We start from the raw sequence: 18,510 nt of genomic DNA, 5'->3' as shown, positions 1-18,510 counted from the left end.
TATGCCTAAAATAGTTTTTTTACCTCATAGTGATTTATGCCCAGACGGTGCGGTTGTTGAAGCACAAGAAGGCGAGTCTATTTTAAATGTTGCATTACGCAGTGGTATCGAACTCGAACATGCCTGTGAGAAATCCTGTGCTTGTACGACTTGCCATTGTATTGTTCGTGAAGGTTTTGATTCATTGGAAGAAAGCAGTGAGTTAGAAGACGATATGCTAGATAAAGCATGGGGCTTAGAACCTGAGAGCCGACTGAGTTGTCAGGCGCTGGTGACTGATGAAGATTTAGTGGTCGAGATTCCAAAATATACGATCAACCATGCCCGTGAACACTAATGCTCGTCATATTTCGCGCTGTCGCGGTGTTGGCTTCTTTCAAGTATTCGGGTCACATACTTGTGTATGCTCCCCGAGATACTTTCAATTGCCGCCTAGCGACAACGCGAACTATTTAGAGCATTGAACTATTTAGAGCATTGGACTATTTGTTAATATTTCATGCTGTCGCGGTATTGATGCTTTCAATCACAGGTAGCAGAGCGAGCGAATTATTTTGCACATTGAAGTGTAGATGAAAGCTTGATAATCAAATTAGTGAGGGAGTATGAGCTTAAAATGGTCAAATAGCCGTGAAATCGGTGAAGCATTATATGATGCATTTCCTGACGTTGATCCGAAAACCGTGCGCTTTACGGATATGCACCAGTGGATTTGCGACTTAGAAGAGTTTGATGATGACCCGCAAAAATCGAATGAGAAAATTTTAGAAGCGATCTTGTTAGTTTGGCTGGATGAATTCGAATAAGTGGTTTTTTCATCTAAAAACCGAGTGGCTATTAAGAATAGTGCTCGGTTTTTTTATTTTGCATCAGCACTATAATGATATCCCTAGTATTATTTATCAGTTAAGGTAACAGCAAGTGCGGGCAATCTATTGGGCTTTTGCTGTCCGCAAAAATAGACAAAGTGAGAAAAACGATGACAAAACAAATTATGCCAGTAATGATTTCTTGTGAGCCAGCAGCACCATGTTGGGGTGAAGGCGCATTGTTAAGCTCTAGCGATAACGGCATGACAATCCACCTGAAACACGCTGGGAAATTATGTGCTGTGCAAAGTGCTGGCCGTAAATTAGATGGGCAAGGTATTCGCAATGTTGCCTTAACCGGTGAGGGCTGGGACTTAGAAAAAAGTTGGGCATTTTGGCAAGGTTTTCGTGCACCGAAAGGGGCTAGAACTATTGAATGGCCTGTGTTACCAGAAGAAGACCGTAAAGAATTAGAAAACCGTATTCGTACTGTTGATTGGGTACGTGACGTCATTAATGCTCCGGCTGAAGAATTAGGGCCAGAGCAATTAGCAAAACGCGCTATTGACCTACTTTGCACCGTGGGCGCTCAAGATATTAGCTATCGCATTATCAAAGGTGATGACTTATTAGCTCAAGGTTATACGGGTATTCATACTGTTGGCCGTGGCTCAAGTCGCCCACCAGTATTCTTAGCTTTAGATTACAACCCAGGTGCAAACCCTAACGCGCCAGTTTTTGCAGCTCTAGTTGGTAAGGGTATTACCTTCGATTCGGGGGGCTATAGTATCAAGCCATCTGCTTCGATGAACTCAATGAAAGCGGACATGGGCGGGGCTGCCATTTTAGCAGGTTCATTGGCTCTAGCGATTTCACGCGGTTTGCAAAAACGTGTGAAAATGTTCCTGTGTATTGCAGATAACATGGTGAGTGGCAACGCATTTAAGTTAGGCGATATTATCCGTTACCGTAATGGCAAATCCGTAGAAATCATGAATACAGATGCTGAAGGGCGTTTAGTGTTAGCTGATGGCTTAATTGATGCGAGCAAAGAAAACCCGACACTGATTATTGATGCAGCAACCTTAACTGGTGCAGCAAAAATGGCAGTAGGTGGGGATTACCATTCAGTTTTAAGTTTCGATGACAAGTTAGTCGCTGATTTAATGAGTGCTTCAAATGAGGAATTTGAATTATTTTGGCGTTTACCATTAGCTGAATTTCATCGTCAGCAGCTACCGTCAGGTTTTGCTGATCTCAACAATATTGCTGCGCCATCTCATACTGCTGGGGCAAGTACAGCGGCGGCATTTTTATCCCATTTTGTTGAAAACTATCGCCAAAACTGGGTACATATTGATTGCTCGGCAACTTACCGTAAGTCTCCTGTTAGTTTATGGGCAGAAGGCGCAACAGGTATTGGTGTGAGAACACTGGCAAACTTGTTAATCAGTAAATCAAAATAACCCCCACGGGTTGACAATGGGCACGAGAAGAATACTTTTCGTGCCTATTTTTTACCTAAGCGATTTTTACCTCAATGAAAGTGCGAGTATAATCAGCAATTATTTTTAATAGCAGGGGATGGCAATGTCGCAGCAATCGAATAATAACAGTTCTATCCAAGAAACTGAGATCCAATATACTGAGTTAACCGTACCAAAAGGCTCATCACTTAAGCTAAGTGCTTTAGAAGAACAGCCACAAGCAATTGTCGATGCACTATCTGAGTTTTTTAAACAACACAAAGTCGTAAGACGTGGGTTTATAGTATCGGCAGTTGAGGATGAAGCTAGCGAAGAAAACCCAATTTTGTTGGTTGCATTGGAATTTACCGCGGGTGCTGAAAATATTGATGCAATTATTCATGATGCTGGGACATTAGCGTGTGATTTCTTAGCAGATAACGAATCGATTGATTTTTGTATCGTTAATGAACATGAAAAAGGGGTTAGTCATTTTATTACGCAGCATGTCCAGCCATTTTATCAACGCCGTTTAGGCAGTTTTCTACGAGATACTATCCCTGTCAAAAATACCTGATAAATAATATCTGAGTGGGAAAGTAGTTTTTTCTCACTCATAAATAAAAAATAGTCTTGAATAAACTTTTTTCTGCTTTCTATTGATAAACATTCCACATTCTTACGGTATTTTTTCCTAATGGTTTTTTCCGTTTTGTCTGATAGGTGTTTTTATAACACTCTGTTAAATTATATTGATGAAAGAAATAATTATTGGAAAACATCACTAATACATAAATTTAGTCATTTCCTAGTATCTAGTGGGTTTTAACTTCCTGTTAAAACCATAAAAAAATAGAAAAAATTAACTTATTAAAGGGCGGGCGGTAATGAAACAACAATCAGGTTGGGCTTCATTGGCGGGTCTAAAAACGAAAAAACGTTATCTTGCAATAGCATTAGCATCAGTCATTGCGTTAGTGGGGTGCGATAATACAGAAGACACCACTAAAAATGAGCAAAATGTGTCATCTACGGCACCAGAAAACCAAACCAAAACAGCACCTGTTGCAGAACAAAAAAAGTCAGCACCAAAGCTTTCTACTGAAGAAATGGTAAAAAAATACGCAGGGAAAGACTTAACAGTGTTGGATGCATCTGAATTACAGCTTGATGGTGCTAGCGCCATGGTGGTGACTTTTTCTGTACCATTACAAGCAGACCAAGACTTTGGTCAGTATTTAAACTTAATTGATGTGAAAACAGGTAAGCTGGATGGTGCTTGGGAACTATCTGATAACCAGATGGAATTACGTTTTCGCCATCTTCCACCTTCAAAAGAATTAAATTTATCGATTAACCCAGGTATTAAAGCGGTTAACGAACGCACACTCTCTGAGAGTTTTAATAAAAAGCTGACAACTGCCCAGATCATTCCAACCGTTGGCTTTGCGAGCAAAGGTTCTTTATTGCCAAGTAAGGTTGCTCAAGGCTTGCCAGTTATTGCATTGAATGTTGATAAAGTTGATGTGAATTTTTTCCGTGTAGACGAAAAACAACTACCGCAATTTTTGGCGAAGTGGCAATACCGCAGTAATTATGAATATTGGTATTCAGAAGAGTTTCTTGACAAAGTTGAACTGGCTTACACCGGTCGGTTTGATTTAAACCCGGATAAAAATACACGACAAACGATTTTATTGCCGTTAAAAGACATCAAAGAACTACAGCAAGATGGCGTTTATTTAGCCATCATGCAAAAAGCGGGGAGCTACAGTTACCAATTCCCAGCTACGGTATTCACATTAAGTGATATTGGAGTGTCATTACACAGCTACCAAGACCGTGTGGATATCTTCACTCAATCATTAGCGAAAGGCTCTGCAATTAAAGGCGTAGAGTTACGTATTTTGGATGACAAAGGCCAGTTAGTCACAAAAGGGACAACGGATGGAGATGGTCATGCGCAATTAGATAAATTGGCGGGTGGGAAATTATTACTGGCAACCCATGATGGGCAAACCAGTATGATTGATTTAACACAACCTGCGCTTGATTTATCGGAATTCGACATTTCAGGGCCAGAGGGCTACGCAAAGCAATTTTTCACCTTTGGGCCTCGTGATTTATACCGCCCAGGCGAACTATTATTAGTCAATGGGTTATTACGTGATGGGGATGGTAATCCCGTTAAAAGCCAACCCGTCAAGGTGGACGTATTAAAAACGGATGGGCAAGTTGTAAGAAGCTTTGTTTGGCAACCGGATGAAAAGCAAAATGGCTTATATCAGTACCAATTTGAAATCCCTAAAAATGCAGAAACAGGTGGTTGGTCATTACGCTTTGATTTAGGAGATGGTTCACCGCAACGCTATTATAAATTCAATGTTGAAGATTTTATGCCTGAACGGATGGCATTAGAAATCGAAGGTAGTGATGTTCCTCGTTTAACGGATCAGTCAGTAGATTTTGATATTCAAGGGCGTTATTTATACGGTGCGCCAGCGGCAGATAACCAACTGCAAGGGCAAATTGTATTAAAAGCGGATCGCGAAGCTGTAGCTAAACTCCCCGGTTTTGAATTTGGTGCCGTCAATGAGGAAGGTTTACCGCGTAAACTGGATGAGTTTGACCTGACACTCGATAGCAATGGGGAAACGGTCATCTCAATTCCAAACAGTAATTGGAGTTCAATTCGTTCACCGATTTCAGCTGTTTTACAAGCCAGCTTATTAGAAGCGGGTGGCCGCCCAGTAACGCGCCGCGCTGAGCAGGCTATTTGGCCAGCAGACAAGCTGGTGGGTATACGCCCATTATTTGCTAAAAAAGAAATTTACGATTACCGCACTGACCGCTATGTAAAACGCCATAATGTGGATGAAAACTCATTAGCAGAATTCGAATTAGTCATGGCAGATGCGGCGGGTAATAAATTGGCTGCAGAAAACTTAACAGCTCGTTTAGTGTATGAGCGCCGTGATTATTATTGGAGTTGGTCTGAAAGTGGTGGCTGGTCATCAAATTATGATCAAAAAGATTTAGTGATGGCGAATGAAAACATCACGATAGCTAAAGATGGTACTGCAAAAGTATCATTTCCAGTGGATTGGGGTGCTTTCCGTTTAGAAGTCGTTAACCCAGAAAATAAATTGGTCACTAGCCTTCAGTTTTGGGCAGGTTACTCATGGCAAGATAACACTGGCGGCAGTGGTTCCGTTCGACCTGACCAAGTGAAGCTAAGCCTGAATAAACCAGCTTATTTACCGGGTGAAAAGGCGAAAGTGCGCATCGAATCACCAAAAGCCGGGAAAGGCTATGTATTGTTGGAGTCGAGCAACGGCCCATTATGGTGGCAAGAAATTGACGTGCCTGAAAAAGGTTTAGATATTGAAATTCCAGTCAATAAAGAGTGGGCTCGCCATGATTTATATGTCTCCGCGGTTGTCGTGCGCCCTGGGGATGATTCTAAAGAAGCAACCGTGAAACGTGCGGTAGGCGTGCTTCATCTCCCTATTGCAGATGAAAACCGTAAGATTGCATTGGCACTAAGTGCACCAAATAAAATGCGCCCAAATCAAGATTTAACGGTAAAAATCAAAGCGACAGCACAAGACGGCAAGCCATTACCTGAAAAAGTGAATGTGTTGCTATCTGCGGTTGATACGGGTGTATTAAATATCACTGATTTTAAAACGCCAGACCCATACGATGCTTTTTTTGGTCGTAAACGTTATAGCGTGGACCAATACGATGTTTATGGCCACTTGATTGAAGGGCAAGGTAAAATTGCCAACCTACGTTTTGGTGGGGATAGCGAAGACGCTGCGATAGAGCGCGGTGGGATGAAGCCACTAACCGAAGTACAAATCATTGCTGAGCAAGCAACACCTGTGACCCTAGATAAAAACGGAGAAGGGGAAGTGAGTTTGGCTATCCCTGATTTTAACGGTGAATTACGTGTGATGGCGCAAGCGTGGAATGAAAAGGATTTCGGGCACGCAGATAGTAAAGTCACGGTTGCAGCGCCTTTAGTGACACAGATGTCGATGCCACGCTTTATGGCCGGAGGCGATAAGTCTTACTTTGCCCTTGATTTGACGAATATGACTGACAACACGCAAAACGTGACGGTCAATTTCAAGGCATCAGGAATGGTGAAACTTGATGGTGCTAGTAGCCGTGAATTGCAACTTCCTAAAGGGAAACGTACAACACTAACGTTACCAGTAAAAGCTGACTATGGTTTTGGTGAGGGTGAGGTTTCTATGACCATCAATGGCATGACGATTGATGGTGAAGCCAATAAAGAATATAGCAATAGTTGGAAAGTGGGGGTACGTCCAGCACAGCCAGCTGAAACTATTTCCTTCGCGACATCGATTGAACCGGGGAATGTATGGTCGTTACCGACTAACCAAATCGCAGGCCTACAGCCGGATACGATTGAAGGGCAAGTCTTGTTAACCAGCCGTCCTCCATTAGATATTTCCCGCTATATCAGGGAATTATTTGCTTATCCATACGGCTGTTTGGAACAAACGATTAGTGGGTTATATCCATCGTTGTTCTCAACTCAAGCTGAATTGAATAAGTTAGGGATCAAAACACAAACCGATGCCGACCGCCATAAAGCGATTGAAATTGGTATTCCACACTTATTGAGTATGCAACGTAATGACGGCGGTTTCTCACTGTGGGATAGAAATGGGCGTGAAGAGTATTGGTTGACGGCCTATGCTGCAGATTTCTTAAATAAAGCCAATCAGCGCGGGTTTACCGTACCTCAAGAAGCATTAAGTAATGCTAATACGCGTTTGTTAAGTTATTTGCAAGATGGTAATCAAATCAATTACCCATATACAGAGAATCAAGCGGGAGCTCGTTTTGCGACCCAGGCCTACGCAGGTTTAGTGTTGGCATCGCAACAAAAAGCACCTTTAGGCGCATTACGTCAGCTTTATAACCAAAGTAGCCATGCTGCAAGTGGTTTACCGTTAGTTCAGCTTGGTGTTGCTTTGAATCTAATGGGCGATAAAGCACGAGGCGAAAGCGCTGTTATTGATGGGTTGAAAAAACAGCGTAGCCGTTATAGTTATGTTGGTGATTATGGTTCGGTGATCCGCGATGATGCGATGATTGTTGCGTTATTAAATGAATATAATTTAATGCCAAAATCACGCGATCAAAAATTGCAGGTTTTATCTAATAATCTGATATCTCAGCGTTACTTCTCAACTCAAGAAAGCAATGCATTGTATTTAGCAGGGCGTTTCTACTTAAATGAAAGCGAATCTCCGTGGAAAGCGACGGTCAATGGTCAGGAACCACCAATGGTTTCAGATAAACCCGTAAGTGAGTTCTTGAGCAAAGATCAGCTACAGACTGGTTATAGCATTGAAAATAGTGGCACTAACACCCTATATACGCGTTTAAATGTAGTGGGTTATCCGCAGCAGTCACCAAAACCAAGCTCAAATGTGTTAGGTATCTCTCGCAGTTACTACGACATGAAAGGTAACCGTATTTCATTAGATAGACTCAGAAGTGGTGAAATGGTGGTGGTTAAACTTGAAGTTCAAGCGTCACAAAGTGTGCCTGATGCGTTGGTGGTTGACTTACTGCCAGCAGGCTTAGAATTGGAAAACCAAAACTTAGCAAACAGCAGCGCTAACTTAAGTGAATCAGCACCAAATCTTCAAGAATTAATTGATGATATGCAACAATCACAAATCCGTCATATGGAATACCGTGATGATCGCTTTGTTGCTGCCGTTGAAGTTCAGAAATATCGGCCGACAACATTGGTGTATTTAGCGCGCGCAGTGACACCGGGTGTGTATAGCATCCCTGTGCCACAGGTTGAATCAATGTATGTACCTGAATGGCGTGCGACAGGTTATTCTGATGGCCAACTAGAAATCGTTCGTTAATTGTCACCTAAAGCCCTTATATTGGAGTTAAGATATAAGGGCTTTTTTATTTCATCATCTTGGTACATCCATCAATGAAAAAATGGTTACGTCGCACCACCTTTACACTGTTACTGTTAGTTATTTTTCTGCCATTACTATTTTTTATTGCAGACAAGATTTGGCCTTTGCCAATTAAAAAAATAGAAATGGCACGAACAGTCGTGGCGGCGGACGGAACGCCTTTATGGCGCTTTGCGGATAAAGAAGGGATTTGGCGTTTTCCTGTCCAGTTGGAAGAGGTTTCGCCGGATTTTATCGAAGCATTGTTAACCTATGAAGACCGTTATTTTTATCGTCACCCTGGGGTAAACCCGTTTTCATTAGTAAGAGCTGCGGGGCAGTTGGTGAGTTCAGGTCGTATCGTGTCCGGTGGGAGTACTATCTCCATGCAGGTTGCTAGGCTAATCGACCCTCACGAAAGAACGCTTGGCGGAAAATTAAAACAACTCTGGCGTACCGCTCAACTTGAATATCATTATTCTAAAGACGAAATTCTTGAGATGTATTTAAATCGCGCACCATACGGTGGGACGATAGAAGGTATTGGGGCTGCTAGCTGGGTCTATTTAAACAAAGCCCCTGCCAAATTAACGGCAAGTGAAGCTGCATTATTTGCGGTTTTACCTCAGGCTCCAAGCCGTTTACGACCAGACAGATACCCAGAAAGAGCGCAAGCTGCTCGTGATAAAGTGCTGGATAGGCTAGAAGAATACCAAGTGTGGAGTGCGGAAAAAGTTGCTGATATTAAACAAGAACAAATTTGGTTAGCACCGCGGAAAAATCCGCATTTGGCTCCTCTATTGGCTCGACGAGTCACTAAAGACACCCAAGAACCAATTATTGAAACTACCATTGATGCCAGTTTGCAAAGGCAATTGGAAGATATGGCTATGAATTGGAAAAACCAATTGCCCAAGCAAACTTCGCTGGGGATTTTGGTGGTTGATCATACTGATATGAGTGTAAAAGCCTATATTGGGTCAATCGATTTCTTAGATGATAGCCGTTTTGGTCACGTCGATATGATTAGTGCATGGCGTTCACCGGGGTCTACGCTGAAACCTTTTTTATATGGGTTAGCGATGGACGAAGGCTTAATTCACGCAGAATCACTCTTACAAGATGTTCCAAGGCGGTTTAATGATTATCGACCGGGAAATTTTGACAGTGGTTTTAATGGCCCAGTCAGTGTGAGTGATGCGCTGGTTCGTTCCTTAAATTTACCGGTAGTTCAGTTATTGGATATCTACGGTAGTAAACGTTTTACAGCGCAATTACGTAATGTTGGAACTGAGTTACGTTTCCCATTGGGAAGCGAACCTAACTTATCGTTGATCTTAGGCGGAACTGCAACTCGCATGGAAGATTTAGTCTCTGCGTATAGTGCATTTGCCCGCAAAGGTCATGTCTCACCTTTGCGGTTTAAACCGTCAGATCAAATCCGAGATAGGGTACTAATGTCACCGGGGGCGGCATGGATAGTGCGACGCATTATGGGGGGAGAAGCACGCCCAGTGCCTGATGAGAATTTATCAGGGCAATTGAATTTAGCTTGGAAAACAGGGACTAGCTATGGCTATCGTGATGCATGGGCGATAGGGGTTAATCCACGTTATACTATCGGTGTTTGGGTTGGGCGTCCTGATGCGACACCCGTGGCGGGGCAGTTGGGTTTTGCGACCGCGATTCCGATAATGAACCAAGTAAATGCCATGTTGCTGAGTAAAATATATTCATCCCATCAACCGTTGCCAAAAGATATTAAACCCGCCAGTGTCAGCCAAGCTGTGATTTGTTGGCCGGGAGGGACATCATTATTGAAAGACGACAGTAATTGCCGTCAACGGCGGTTAAGTTGGATTTTGGATAATACCATCCCGCCAACCTTGATGGCGAGGGACCAAGAATCGTTATTAGGTTTAAGACAAAAAGTCTGGGTTAATGACAAAGGGTTACAAGTCGCAGCCGATTGCCCGAATGCGCAAGAAAAAGAAGTCCACTTATGGCCCATTACGGTAGAGTCATGGTTACCAGCAAGTGAGAAACGGGTTAATCGTTTACCAAAAGTAGACCTAACTTGCCCGCCCCTCAAATTGGAAATGCCACCCTTATTAATTTCAGGCGTGCGAGATAGCGAAGTTTTACAACGTTTACCCGGAAAAACGAGCTTGGATTTACGTCTCGTCACTCAAGGTGGGCAGGGTGAAAAATGGTGGTTCCTAAATGGCGAGCAAGTTAACACGACAGAGCAAAATGGTTCAATTTTGCTGACACTTGATAAAGCAGGGAGCTACCAAGTTTCTGTATTAGATCTAAGCGGTCAAGTGGCGGCAATTAACTTTAGAGTTCGATAATAGTTGAAAAACGTGACTTACCCGAAAAAATAGTGTTTTTTGCTATAAAAAGTTTAACAAAATGTTGATGTGACTGTAGGAAATTGTAATCAGAGCCCCTATAATCATCGCCTTATTTTTCTTTTTCCTAGGTGTGCTTAATTTTAAAGCCTAAAAACCTAATATCAGAAATAGAAATAATATAAAAAACTACAACATGCCCCTATTTCACGTTCTTGAATCCTAACTTACAGGGAAGAGCAAAGAATAAAGGCCTAATAAATCGCTAAGAGGTTATTTATGACTGTTCAACGTACATTTTCTATTATTAAACCAAACGCTGTGAAGAAAAACGTCATCGGTGCTATCTACAACCGTTTCGAAAGCGCAGGTTTTTCTATCGTTGCTGCTAAAATGATGCATTTAACTCGTGAGCAAGCTGAAGGCTTCTACGCTGAACACAAAGGTCGTCCTTTCTTTGAAGGTCTGGTTGAATTTATGACTTCAGGCCCAATCATGCTGCAAGTGTTAGAAGGCGAAAATGCAATTCAACGTCACCGTGACCTGATGGGCGCAACTAACCCAGATAACGCATTAGCGGGGACTTTACGTGCAGACTACGCTGACAGCTTCACTGAAAACGCAACTCACGGTTCAGACTCTGAAGAATCTGCTGCACGTGAAATCGCGTATTTCTTCACTGCTGACGAAATTTGCCCACGCTAATACACTTTACATAATGCATTAGCATTATTGTTGTAAAGTTTGTACAATGCGACGCCCTGCTATTATTAGCGGGGCGATTATCTTTTTAAGACTGCAAAATTACGTCGTGCTATAATAAATATTAGCACTGCCGAAAGTGTAATAACGAGGCAATACATCATGTCTGATATGACGACAGCTGCACAATGTGCAACTTCTTCCGCTATTTCTGTCACACCAGAAAAAACGAACCCAAAAACGAATTTACTTGATTTAAATCGCAAACAGATGCGTGAATTTTTTGCACAGATGGGTGAGAAACCTTTCCGTGCGGATCAGGTCATGAAGTGGATTTATCACTATTGCTATGATGATTTCGATCAAATGACCGATATTAATAAAGTCCTGAGAGCAAAACTGAAAGAAGTCGCGGAAATCCGTGCTCCTGAAGTATCTGAGGAACAACGTTCATCTGATGGCACCATTAAATGGGCGATAAAAGTAGGAGATCAGTTGGTTGAGACGGTTTATATCCCAGAAGCAGACCGTGCAACGTTGTGTGTTTCTTCACAAGTTGGTTGTGCGCTGGAATGTAAATTTTGTTCTACGGCACAGCAAGGGTTCAACCGTAACTTGCGTGTTTCAGAAATCATTGGTCAAGTATGGCGAGCGGCGAAAATTATTGGTTCGTTGAAATCCAGTGGTCGTCGTCCAATCACTAACGTTGTTATGATGGGAATGGGCGAGCCATTACTGAATCTGAACAATGTGGTCCCAGCCATGGAAATTATGTTAGATGATTTCGGTTTTGGTTTATCTAAGCGCCGAGTTACGATTTCAACATCGGGTGTTGTACCTGCTTTGGATAAACTAGGCGATATGATAGATGTTGCCTTAGCCATCTCATTACATGCTCCGACAGACGATATTCGTGATGATATTGTTCCAATTAATAAGAAATATAACATTGAAACATTCCTCAACAGTGTAAACCGCTATTTAACAAAATCGAATGCAAATGCTGGGCGGGTTACGGTTGAGTATGTGATGTTAGATCACGTTAATGACAGTGTTGAACAAGCACATCAACTGGCGGAATGTTTAAAAAACACACCAAGTAAAATCAACTTGATCCCATGGAACCCATTCCCTGGTGCACCATATGGTCGCAGCTCAAATAGCCGGATAGACCGTTTCTCTAAGGTGCTGATGGAATATGGCTTTACAACGATAGTCCGTAAGACTCGTGGTGATGATATTGACGCAGCATGTGGCCAGTTAGCGGGTGATGTGATCGATAGGACAAAAAGGACTTTGAAAAAACGTATAGCAGGGGAACCTATCAAGGTAAAAACAGTCTGATTTATAGATATTATCTAATCAGTGAGTTAGGTTATGTTTCGAGGCGTTTTACAGTTAGGCAAAACGTCTTTGTTCACCTACAATAGTTGAAGCAATATGATAAATTTAACTGTTGTTTCAAAACTATGATAAATTCTGACGAATAAAGCTACTGAATAGTTGCTTTATATTTTTTTAACTTGGAAATAGTGTTGCCAGCAAATGACTATCGAAAATAATACCGAACAAACCACTGTGACTGTAGGACAATTATTGGTGCAAGCTCGTGAGCGCATGGGGTTAACACAAGATATTGTCGCAGAACGATTATGTCTCAAAGTAAGTACGGTAAATGAGATAGAACAAGATATTCCCCCCGCTGGCGTGGAACCTACATTTTTACGCGGTTATATTCGTCTATACGCACGTATGGTGGGTGTGGCTGAAAGCGAAATTAAAGACTTAATGAAAACGGAAGAGCCTGTTCCGTTAGCAAAAGTTTCTCCAATGCAAAGCTACTCACTAGGCAAACGACGTAAAAAACGTGAAGGCTGGTTAATGAAACTGACTTGGTTAATCGTAATTGTACTGATTGCGATGGTCGGTATCTGGTGGTGGCAAGATCACAACGCGCAAAAAGACGAGTTAGTCTCGATGGCGAGTCAGAACGATTTGATATTGTCTCAGCAAGATAACAATACAACCCCTGTTGACTTACCAAGTCCTACAGGTGAAGCACCTATCGGGGCTGCAATATTAGAAAATACCCCAGAAACATTGGCTCAGCAACCGTCGACGGCGGCTCCTTCATCGGTTAATCCAGTGGAAGAAAATGCGCCAGTGAAGACTATTCCACTACCGAATGCGGCCCAAACAACGAATGCGTTAGACCGAACGCATTCGGCTGAAAATACAGAAATTGCACCTGTTAGCAGTAGTGCGCTAGTGTTAAATTTCACGGGGCAGTGCTGGTTAGAGATTCGTGATGCGAATAATAAAATCTTATTTAGTGGTACTAAAAATAATGGTGATAAGCTCGAACTCGATGGCGCACAGCCTTATCGCTTAAATATTGGTGCCCCTGCGAATGTCACAGTACAATTCCAAGGTAATGCGGTGGATTTAAGCCGTTTCATCAAAGCGAAACGCCCTGCTAAATTGAAATTACCTGAAGCTTAAAGTATGACGAATAAAAAGAGGCAAACTATATCCGAAAACATCTTTTATGATAGTTTATAGTTTGCTTTCTTGTGTATAGTGAAACCAGTAAGACGAAATTGTTAACACTATAACACGGTATAAAAGAGCACATGGACGTTCGGAGAATTAAAGAAAAATGCATAATGAATCACCGATAAAAAGACGTAAATCCACTCGAATTAACGTAGGCAATGTGCCTATAGGCGATGGCGCACCCATCGCAGTTCAATCAATGACGAATACCCGCACAACGGATGTTGATGCAACGGTACAGCAAATTAAATCCCTTGAACGCGTTGGCGTAGATATTGTTCGTGTTTCAGTCCCCACTATGGATGCAGCTGAAGCATTTAAATTGATTAAGCAGCAGGTCAATGTGCCATTAGTGGCAGATATTCATTTTGATTATCGCATTGCCCTTAAAGTTGCAGAATACGGCGTTGATTGCTTGCGCATTAATCCAGGTAATATTGGTAGCGAAGAAAGAATACGCCAAGTTGTTGATTGTGCACGTCACTACAATATCCCCATTCGAATCGGTGTTAATGGTGGTTCCCTTGAGAAAGACATTCAAGAAAAATACGGCGAGCCTACACCAGAAGCGCTAGTCGAATCAGCGATGCGCCATGTGGATATTTTGGATAGACTGAACTTTGATCAGTTCAAAATCAGCGTGAAAGCCTCTGATGTCTTTTTAGCCGTGGGGTCTTATCGCTTATTGGCAAATAAAATTGATCAACCCTTACATTTGGGGATCACCGAAGCTGGTGGCGCACGTTCAGGCTCGGTTAAATCTGCAATTGGCTTAGGTATGTTATTGTCGGAAGGTATTGGTGATACCTTGCGAATTTCATTAGCCGCAGACCCAATTGAAGAAGTAAAAGTCGGTTTTGATATTCTAAAATCATTACGAATTCGCTCTCGCGGTATCAACTTTATTGCTTGCCCAACCTGTTCACGTCAAGAGTTTGACGTCATTGGGACCGTTAATGCTTTAGAACAACGTCTAGAAGACATTATTACGCCAATGGATGTCTCGATCATCGGTTGTGTGGTTAATGGCCCAGGTGAAGCCGAAGTTTCAACACTTGGTGTTGCAGGGGCGAAAACTAAAAGCGGTTTCTATGAAGATGGAAAGCGGCAAAAAGAACGCTTTGATAATGATAATATTATTGACCAACTTGAAGCGAAAATCCGTGCTAAAGCGGCGATGATGGATGAGAGTAACCGGATCGAAATTAACCTAAAAAATTAATTAGGTAAATAAACTGGCTCGTATAGAGCCAGTTTTTACATTTATCAGGCTATTAATGGTGTTAATTATCCGTGTTTTTTTCTAAAATCGAACACTCATCGGGCAAATAAACAGATAATTCCCGATTCGTATCAGTAATTGGTGTTTGTTGATTGAACCTGATGATATTTCGCTCTTATAATCAAACTTATGTAATTCTGAAAATAGAGAAATAAAGTGGGAAAAAATATCCAAGCCATTCGCGGCATGAATGATTACTTACCAGCTGACACGCGTGTATGGCAAAAAATCGAAGCTACATTGAAAAATATTTTACAGGGTTATGGTTTTAGTGAAATACGTACCCCGATTGTAGAGCAGACCCCGCTATTTCGTAGAGCGATTGGTGAAGTGACGGATGTCGTTGAAAAAGAAATGTATACCTTCAATGACCGTAATGAAGAAAGTCTGACATTACGCCCAGAAAATACCGCAGGCTGTGTCCGCGCAGGTATTGAGCATGGTTTGCTGTACAATCAGGAACAACGTTTGTGGTATTTAGGGCCAATGTTTCGCTATGAACGCCCTCAAAAAGGGCGTTACCGCCAGTTTCACCAATTAGGTGCAGAGGTATTTGGTTTGAGTGGGCCAGACATCGATGCCGAAATGATCCTAATGACAGCTCGTTGGTGGAAAGCATTAGGTATAAGCGAACATGTGACGCTAGAACTAAACTCAATTGGTTCGTTAGACGCGCGTGCAAATTATCGTGAGGCTTTGGTTGCATTTTTAGAGCAACATAAAGATAAGCTCGATGAGGACTGTAAACGCCGGATGTACACTAACCCACTTCGCGTTTTGGACTCTAAAAATCAAGGGGTGCAAACGTTATTGAATGATGCACCTGAACTGTTTGATTACCTTGATGTCGAATCACGTGAGCACTTCGATGGTTTGTGTAAACTATTAGATACTGCGGGTATCAAATATCGTGTTAATCAGCGTTTAGTTCGTGGTCTTGATTACTATAACCGTACTGTATTTGAATGGGTTACAACGGCACTAGGCTCTCAAGGTACAGTCTGTGCCGGTGGCCGCTACGATGGCCTTGTCGAGCAATTAGGCGGCAGAGCTACCCCAGCTGTTGGTTTTGCCATGGGTATGGAACGCATGGTGTTGCTAGTCCAAGAAGTGAATCCAGCATTTACCGCAGACACTTCAGTGGCTGACGTGTATTTAGCGTCTTTTGGTGAAAATTGCCAACAAGCTGCCTTATTGGTTGCTGAAAAAGTACGTGATGAACTACCTACTTTGAGATTAATGGCTAACCACGGCGGTGGGAACTTCAAGAAACAGTTAGCAAGAGCAGATAAACAAGGCGCTAAAATTGCTTTGATCTTGGGGGAAGACGAAATGACTAATGGTCAAGTAACCTTGAAAGATTTGCGCACAGGCGCACAAGAAACTATTTCACAGCAACTAATGGCATCTCGCATCGCTGAGCTATTAGGTTAAGGAGAGACAAGTGGAAGTCTATACAAACGAAAATGATCAAGTTGATGCGATCAAACGCTTTTTTGCTAACAACGGTGTTGCATTAGTTGTTGGCCTTGTTATTGGTGTTGGTGGTGTATTTGGTTGGAATTACTGGCAGTCACATAAAACCAATATATTGCAAGAAAGCGCCCAAAAATTTGAAACAGTGAGCACCCAACTGCGTTCAGGCTCAGAACAAAGTATCGTTGCCGCGCAAAAATTTGCTGCTGAAACTGATGATGTTTACAGCGCAATGATGGGGCTAGAGTTAGCGCAAATCGCCGTTGATAAAGGCGACTTAGCGAATGCACAAACTGCGCTAACTAATGCATTAGCTAAAGCGAAAACGGTTGATATGCAAGATTTAATTAACTTGCGTTTGGCTCGTGTACAATTGGCTCAAGGTAATGCTGATGGTGCGATAGCATCTATTACGAATATCAAAGGTAAGTCATGGCAAGCGACGGCACAGGATGTCCGTGGTGATGCTTTACTCCATAAGGGTGATAAAGCTGGTGCAAAAGCCGCATACACTCAGGGGCTAGAAAGTGAAGGTTCTCAATCTCTTAGAGGTATTTTAACTCTGAAATTGAACAACGTATCTAATTCATAAGAAGAAAGGAAACGACAAACATGCAGTTGCGCAAAACTCTTTTGGTTGGCCTAGTCGCTTCAGCTTTACTTGCCGGTTGTTCCAGCGAAACTGATTCTATCATTATGGCGCCACTTCCGCAGGTTGAGAATCAATTTACTCCATCAATTGTTTGGGATAAATCTGTTGGTAATGGCGTTGAACAATTTTACTCCGAGTTATCGCCTGCTTGGGATGGCTCAGCTGTTTATGCGGCAGACCGTAAAGGTTTAGTGAAAGCATTTGAGCTAGACAGTGGTAAAGAGATTTGGTCTGTTGACTTGTCCAAGCGTATCGGTTTCCTTTCTGCGAATTTATCCGCGTTATTATCAGGTGGTTTAACTGTTGATGGCGATAAAATCTTTATTGGTACTGAGCGTGGTACCGTTATTGCCTTAAACAAAGAAGATGGTCAAGTTATTTGGGATGTTGAAGTTGCTGGTGAAGCCCTTTCTAAACCGGTTGTTAGTAACGATTTAGTCGTTATTCATACTAGCAATGGCCAATTGCAAGCGTTAGATGTAAATAGTGGTGAAATCAAGTGGACTGTTAACATGGACACGCCATCACTGTCTTTACGTGGTGAATCTGCACCAGCGGTCGCATTTGGGGCCGCAATTGTTGGTGGTGATAACGGGCGTGTAAACGCCGTTTTATTATCACAAGGGCAACTGATTTGGCAACAACGCATTTCTCAAGTCACTAGTTCAACAGAGATCGGCCGTTTGAATGATGTCGATATGACACCGATTATTGATGACGGCAAAGTCTATGCGATTGCTTATAATGGCACATTAGCATCACTTGATATGCGCTCAGGCCAAATTTTATGGAAACGCGAACTAGGTTCAATTAATGATATGGTGATGTCAGGTGAAAACCTGTATCTCGTTGACCAAAATGACCGCGTGTTGTCCGTCCGTAAAAGTGATGGTGTGACATTGTGGACACAAGAAGACTTACTAAACCGTGGTTTGTCAGCACCTGAAATGTTTAATGGTTATATTGTTGTCGGTGACAAAGAAGGCTACTTACATTGGTTAGATATGAATACGGGTGAGTTTGTTGCTCAAAATAAATTAAACAGCTCCGGTATTCACAGTCGCCCTGTTGTTGCAAGTGATAAACTAATGGTTCAGACGAAAAACGGAACAGTTTATCTGTTAACGCGTTAATTTTCTGACAAACCGACAATTTATCGATAAAATCAACGGTTCCTGATGACAGGAGCCGTTCGTTTTTTGTTTTCTGAGTGAAAGCTTCAGAATTCCTTTAGTTAATAAAAG

13 protein-coding genes are annotated in these 18,510 nt (G+C 42.2%); all 13 read left to right on the top strand.

Translation table 11 applies throughout. The features are described 5' to 3' along the window. The first annotated feature begins 1 nt into the window (after position 1). A complete protein-coding gene (fdx, locus tag P3L56_RS13380; protein ID WP_042844637.1) occupies positions 2-337 on the top strand; it encodes an ISC system 2Fe-2S type ferredoxin in 336 nt (111 codons plus the stop codon). Positions 338-605: 268 nt separating this feature from the next. Beyond that, positions 606-806, top strand: a complete 201-nt coding sequence (iscX, locus tag P3L56_RS13375; protein WP_004912658.1) for a Fe-S cluster assembly protein IscX — start codon at positions 606-608, stop codon at positions 804-806. Between the two features lie 173 nt (positions 807-979). Continuing rightward, on the top strand, positions 980-2,275 hold the full coding sequence (gene pepB, locus P3L56_RS13370) for an aminopeptidase PepB (protein WP_272686071.1): 1,296 nt from the start codon (positions 980-982) through the stop codon (positions 2,273-2,275). Between the two features lie 124 nt (positions 2,276-2,399). Continuing rightward, on the top strand, positions 2,400-2,852 hold the full coding sequence (locus P3L56_RS13365; protein ID WP_042844633.1) for an enhanced serine sensitivity protein SseB C-terminal domain-containing protein: 453 nt from the start codon (positions 2,400-2,402) through the stop codon (positions 2,850-2,852). Positions 2,853-3,162: 310 nt separating this feature from the next. Continuing rightward, positions 3,163-8,202 carry an alpha-2-macroglobulin family protein gene (locus P3L56_RS13360; protein WP_071548207.1) on the top strand — a complete coding sequence of 1,680 codons (5,040 nt, stop codon included), beginning with the start codon at positions 3,163-3,165 and terminating at the stop codon, positions 8,200-8,202. 74 nt (positions 8,203-8,276) lie between these two features. Continuing rightward, complete coding sequence (pbpC, locus tag P3L56_RS13355) at positions 8,277-10,598, top strand: peptidoglycan glycosyltransferase PbpC (RefSeq protein WP_071548206.1); 2,322 nt, start codon at positions 8,277-8,279, stop codon at positions 10,596-10,598. 279 nt (positions 10,599-10,877) lie between these two features. Next, positions 10,878-11,303 carry a nucleoside-diphosphate kinase gene (ndk, locus tag P3L56_RS13350; protein ID WP_042844627.1) on the top strand — a complete coding sequence of 142 codons (426 nt, stop codon included), beginning with the start codon at positions 10,878-10,880 and terminating at the stop codon, positions 11,301-11,303. Positions 11,304-11,462: 159 nt separating this feature from the next. Then, on the top strand, positions 11,463-12,644 hold the full coding sequence (locus tag P3L56_RS13345) for a bifunctional tRNA (adenosine(37)-C2)-methyltransferase TrmG/ribosomal RNA large subunit methyltransferase RlmN (protein ID WP_042844625.1): 1,182 nt from the start codon (positions 11,463-11,465) through the stop codon (positions 12,642-12,644). A 201-nt stretch (positions 12,645-12,845) separates the two neighbouring features. Further along, complete coding sequence (rodZ, locus tag P3L56_RS13340; protein ID WP_042844624.1) at positions 12,846-13,802, top strand: cytoskeleton protein RodZ; 957 nt, start codon at positions 12,846-12,848, stop codon at positions 13,800-13,802. A gap of 157 nt (positions 13,803-13,959) precedes the next feature. Next, on the top strand, positions 13,960-15,078 hold the full coding sequence (gene ispG / locus P3L56_RS13335; protein WP_042844622.1) for a flavodoxin-dependent (E)-4-hydroxy-3-methylbut-2-enyl-diphosphate synthase: 1,119 nt from the start codon (positions 13,960-13,962) through the stop codon (positions 15,076-15,078). A 216-nt stretch (positions 15,079-15,294) separates the two neighbouring features. Continuing rightward, positions 15,295-16,572 carry a histidine--tRNA ligase gene (gene hisS / locus P3L56_RS13330; protein ID WP_042844621.1) on the top strand — a complete coding sequence of 426 codons (1,278 nt, stop codon included), beginning with the start codon at positions 15,295-15,297 and terminating at the stop codon, positions 16,570-16,572. Positions 16,573-16,582: 10 nt separating this feature from the next. Next, the gene (locus P3L56_RS13325; protein WP_042844619.1) at positions 16,583-17,206 is read left to right on the top strand and encodes a YfgM family protein; all 624 of its coding nucleotides are present in this window, start codon (positions 16,583-16,585) and stop codon (positions 17,204-17,206) included. Between the two features lie 20 nt (positions 17,207-17,226). Next, positions 17,227-18,399 (top strand): outer membrane protein assembly factor BamB, encoded by a 1,173-nt coding sequence (bamB, locus tag P3L56_RS13320; RefSeq protein ID WP_198860759.1) that lies wholly within the window; start codon positions 17,227-17,229, stop codon positions 18,397-18,399. The last annotated feature ends 111 nt before the right edge of the window (positions 18,400-18,510 follow it).

It is taken from the genome of Providencia sp. PROV024, assembly GCF_032709665.1.
Classification (GTDB): Bacteria; Pseudomonadota; Gammaproteobacteria; order Enterobacterales; family Enterobacteriaceae; genus Providencia; species Providencia huashanensis.
The sequence above is the reverse complement of the archived record's forward strand: the minus strand, read 5'-3'. Positions and strand labels throughout refer to the sequence as shown.

Excerpts from the sequence above, each read along its gene's own strand:
- fdx (WP_042844637.1), top strand. The coding sequence starts at position 2 with ATGCCTAAAATAGTTTTTTTACCTCATAGTGATTTATGCCCAGACGGT.
- iscX (WP_004912658.1), top strand. The coding sequence starts at position 606 with ATGAGCTTAAAATGGTCAAATAGCCGTGAAATCGGTGAAGCATTATAT.
- pepB (WP_272686071.1), top strand. The coding sequence starts at position 980 with ATGACAAAACAAATTATGCCAGTAATGATTTCTTGTGAGCCAGCAGCA.
- P3L56_RS13365 (WP_042844633.1), top strand. The coding sequence starts at position 2,400 with ATGTCGCAGCAATCGAATAATAACAGTTCTATCCAAGAAACTGAGATC.
- P3L56_RS13360 (WP_071548207.1), top strand. The coding sequence starts at position 3,163 with ATGAAACAACAATCAGGTTGGGCTTCATTGGCGGGTCTAAAAACGAAA.
- pbpC (WP_071548206.1), top strand. The coding sequence starts at position 8,277 with ATGAAAAAATGGTTACGTCGCACCACCTTTACACTGTTACTGTTAGTT.
- ndk (WP_042844627.1), top strand. The coding sequence starts at position 10,878 with ATGACTGTTCAACGTACATTTTCTATTATTAAACCAAACGCTGTGAAG.
- P3L56_RS13345 (WP_042844625.1), top strand. The coding sequence starts at position 11,463 with ATGTCTGATATGACGACAGCTGCACAATGTGCAACTTCTTCCGCTATT.
- rodZ (WP_042844624.1), top strand. The coding sequence starts at position 12,846 with ATGACTATCGAAAATAATACCGAACAAACCACTGTGACTGTAGGACAA.
- ispG (WP_042844622.1), top strand. The coding sequence starts at position 13,960 with ATGCATAATGAATCACCGATAAAAAGACGTAAATCCACTCGAATTAAC.
- bamB (WP_198860759.1), top strand. The coding sequence starts at position 17,227 with ATGCAGTTGCGCAAAACTCTTTTGGTTGGCCTAGTCGCTTCAGCTTTA.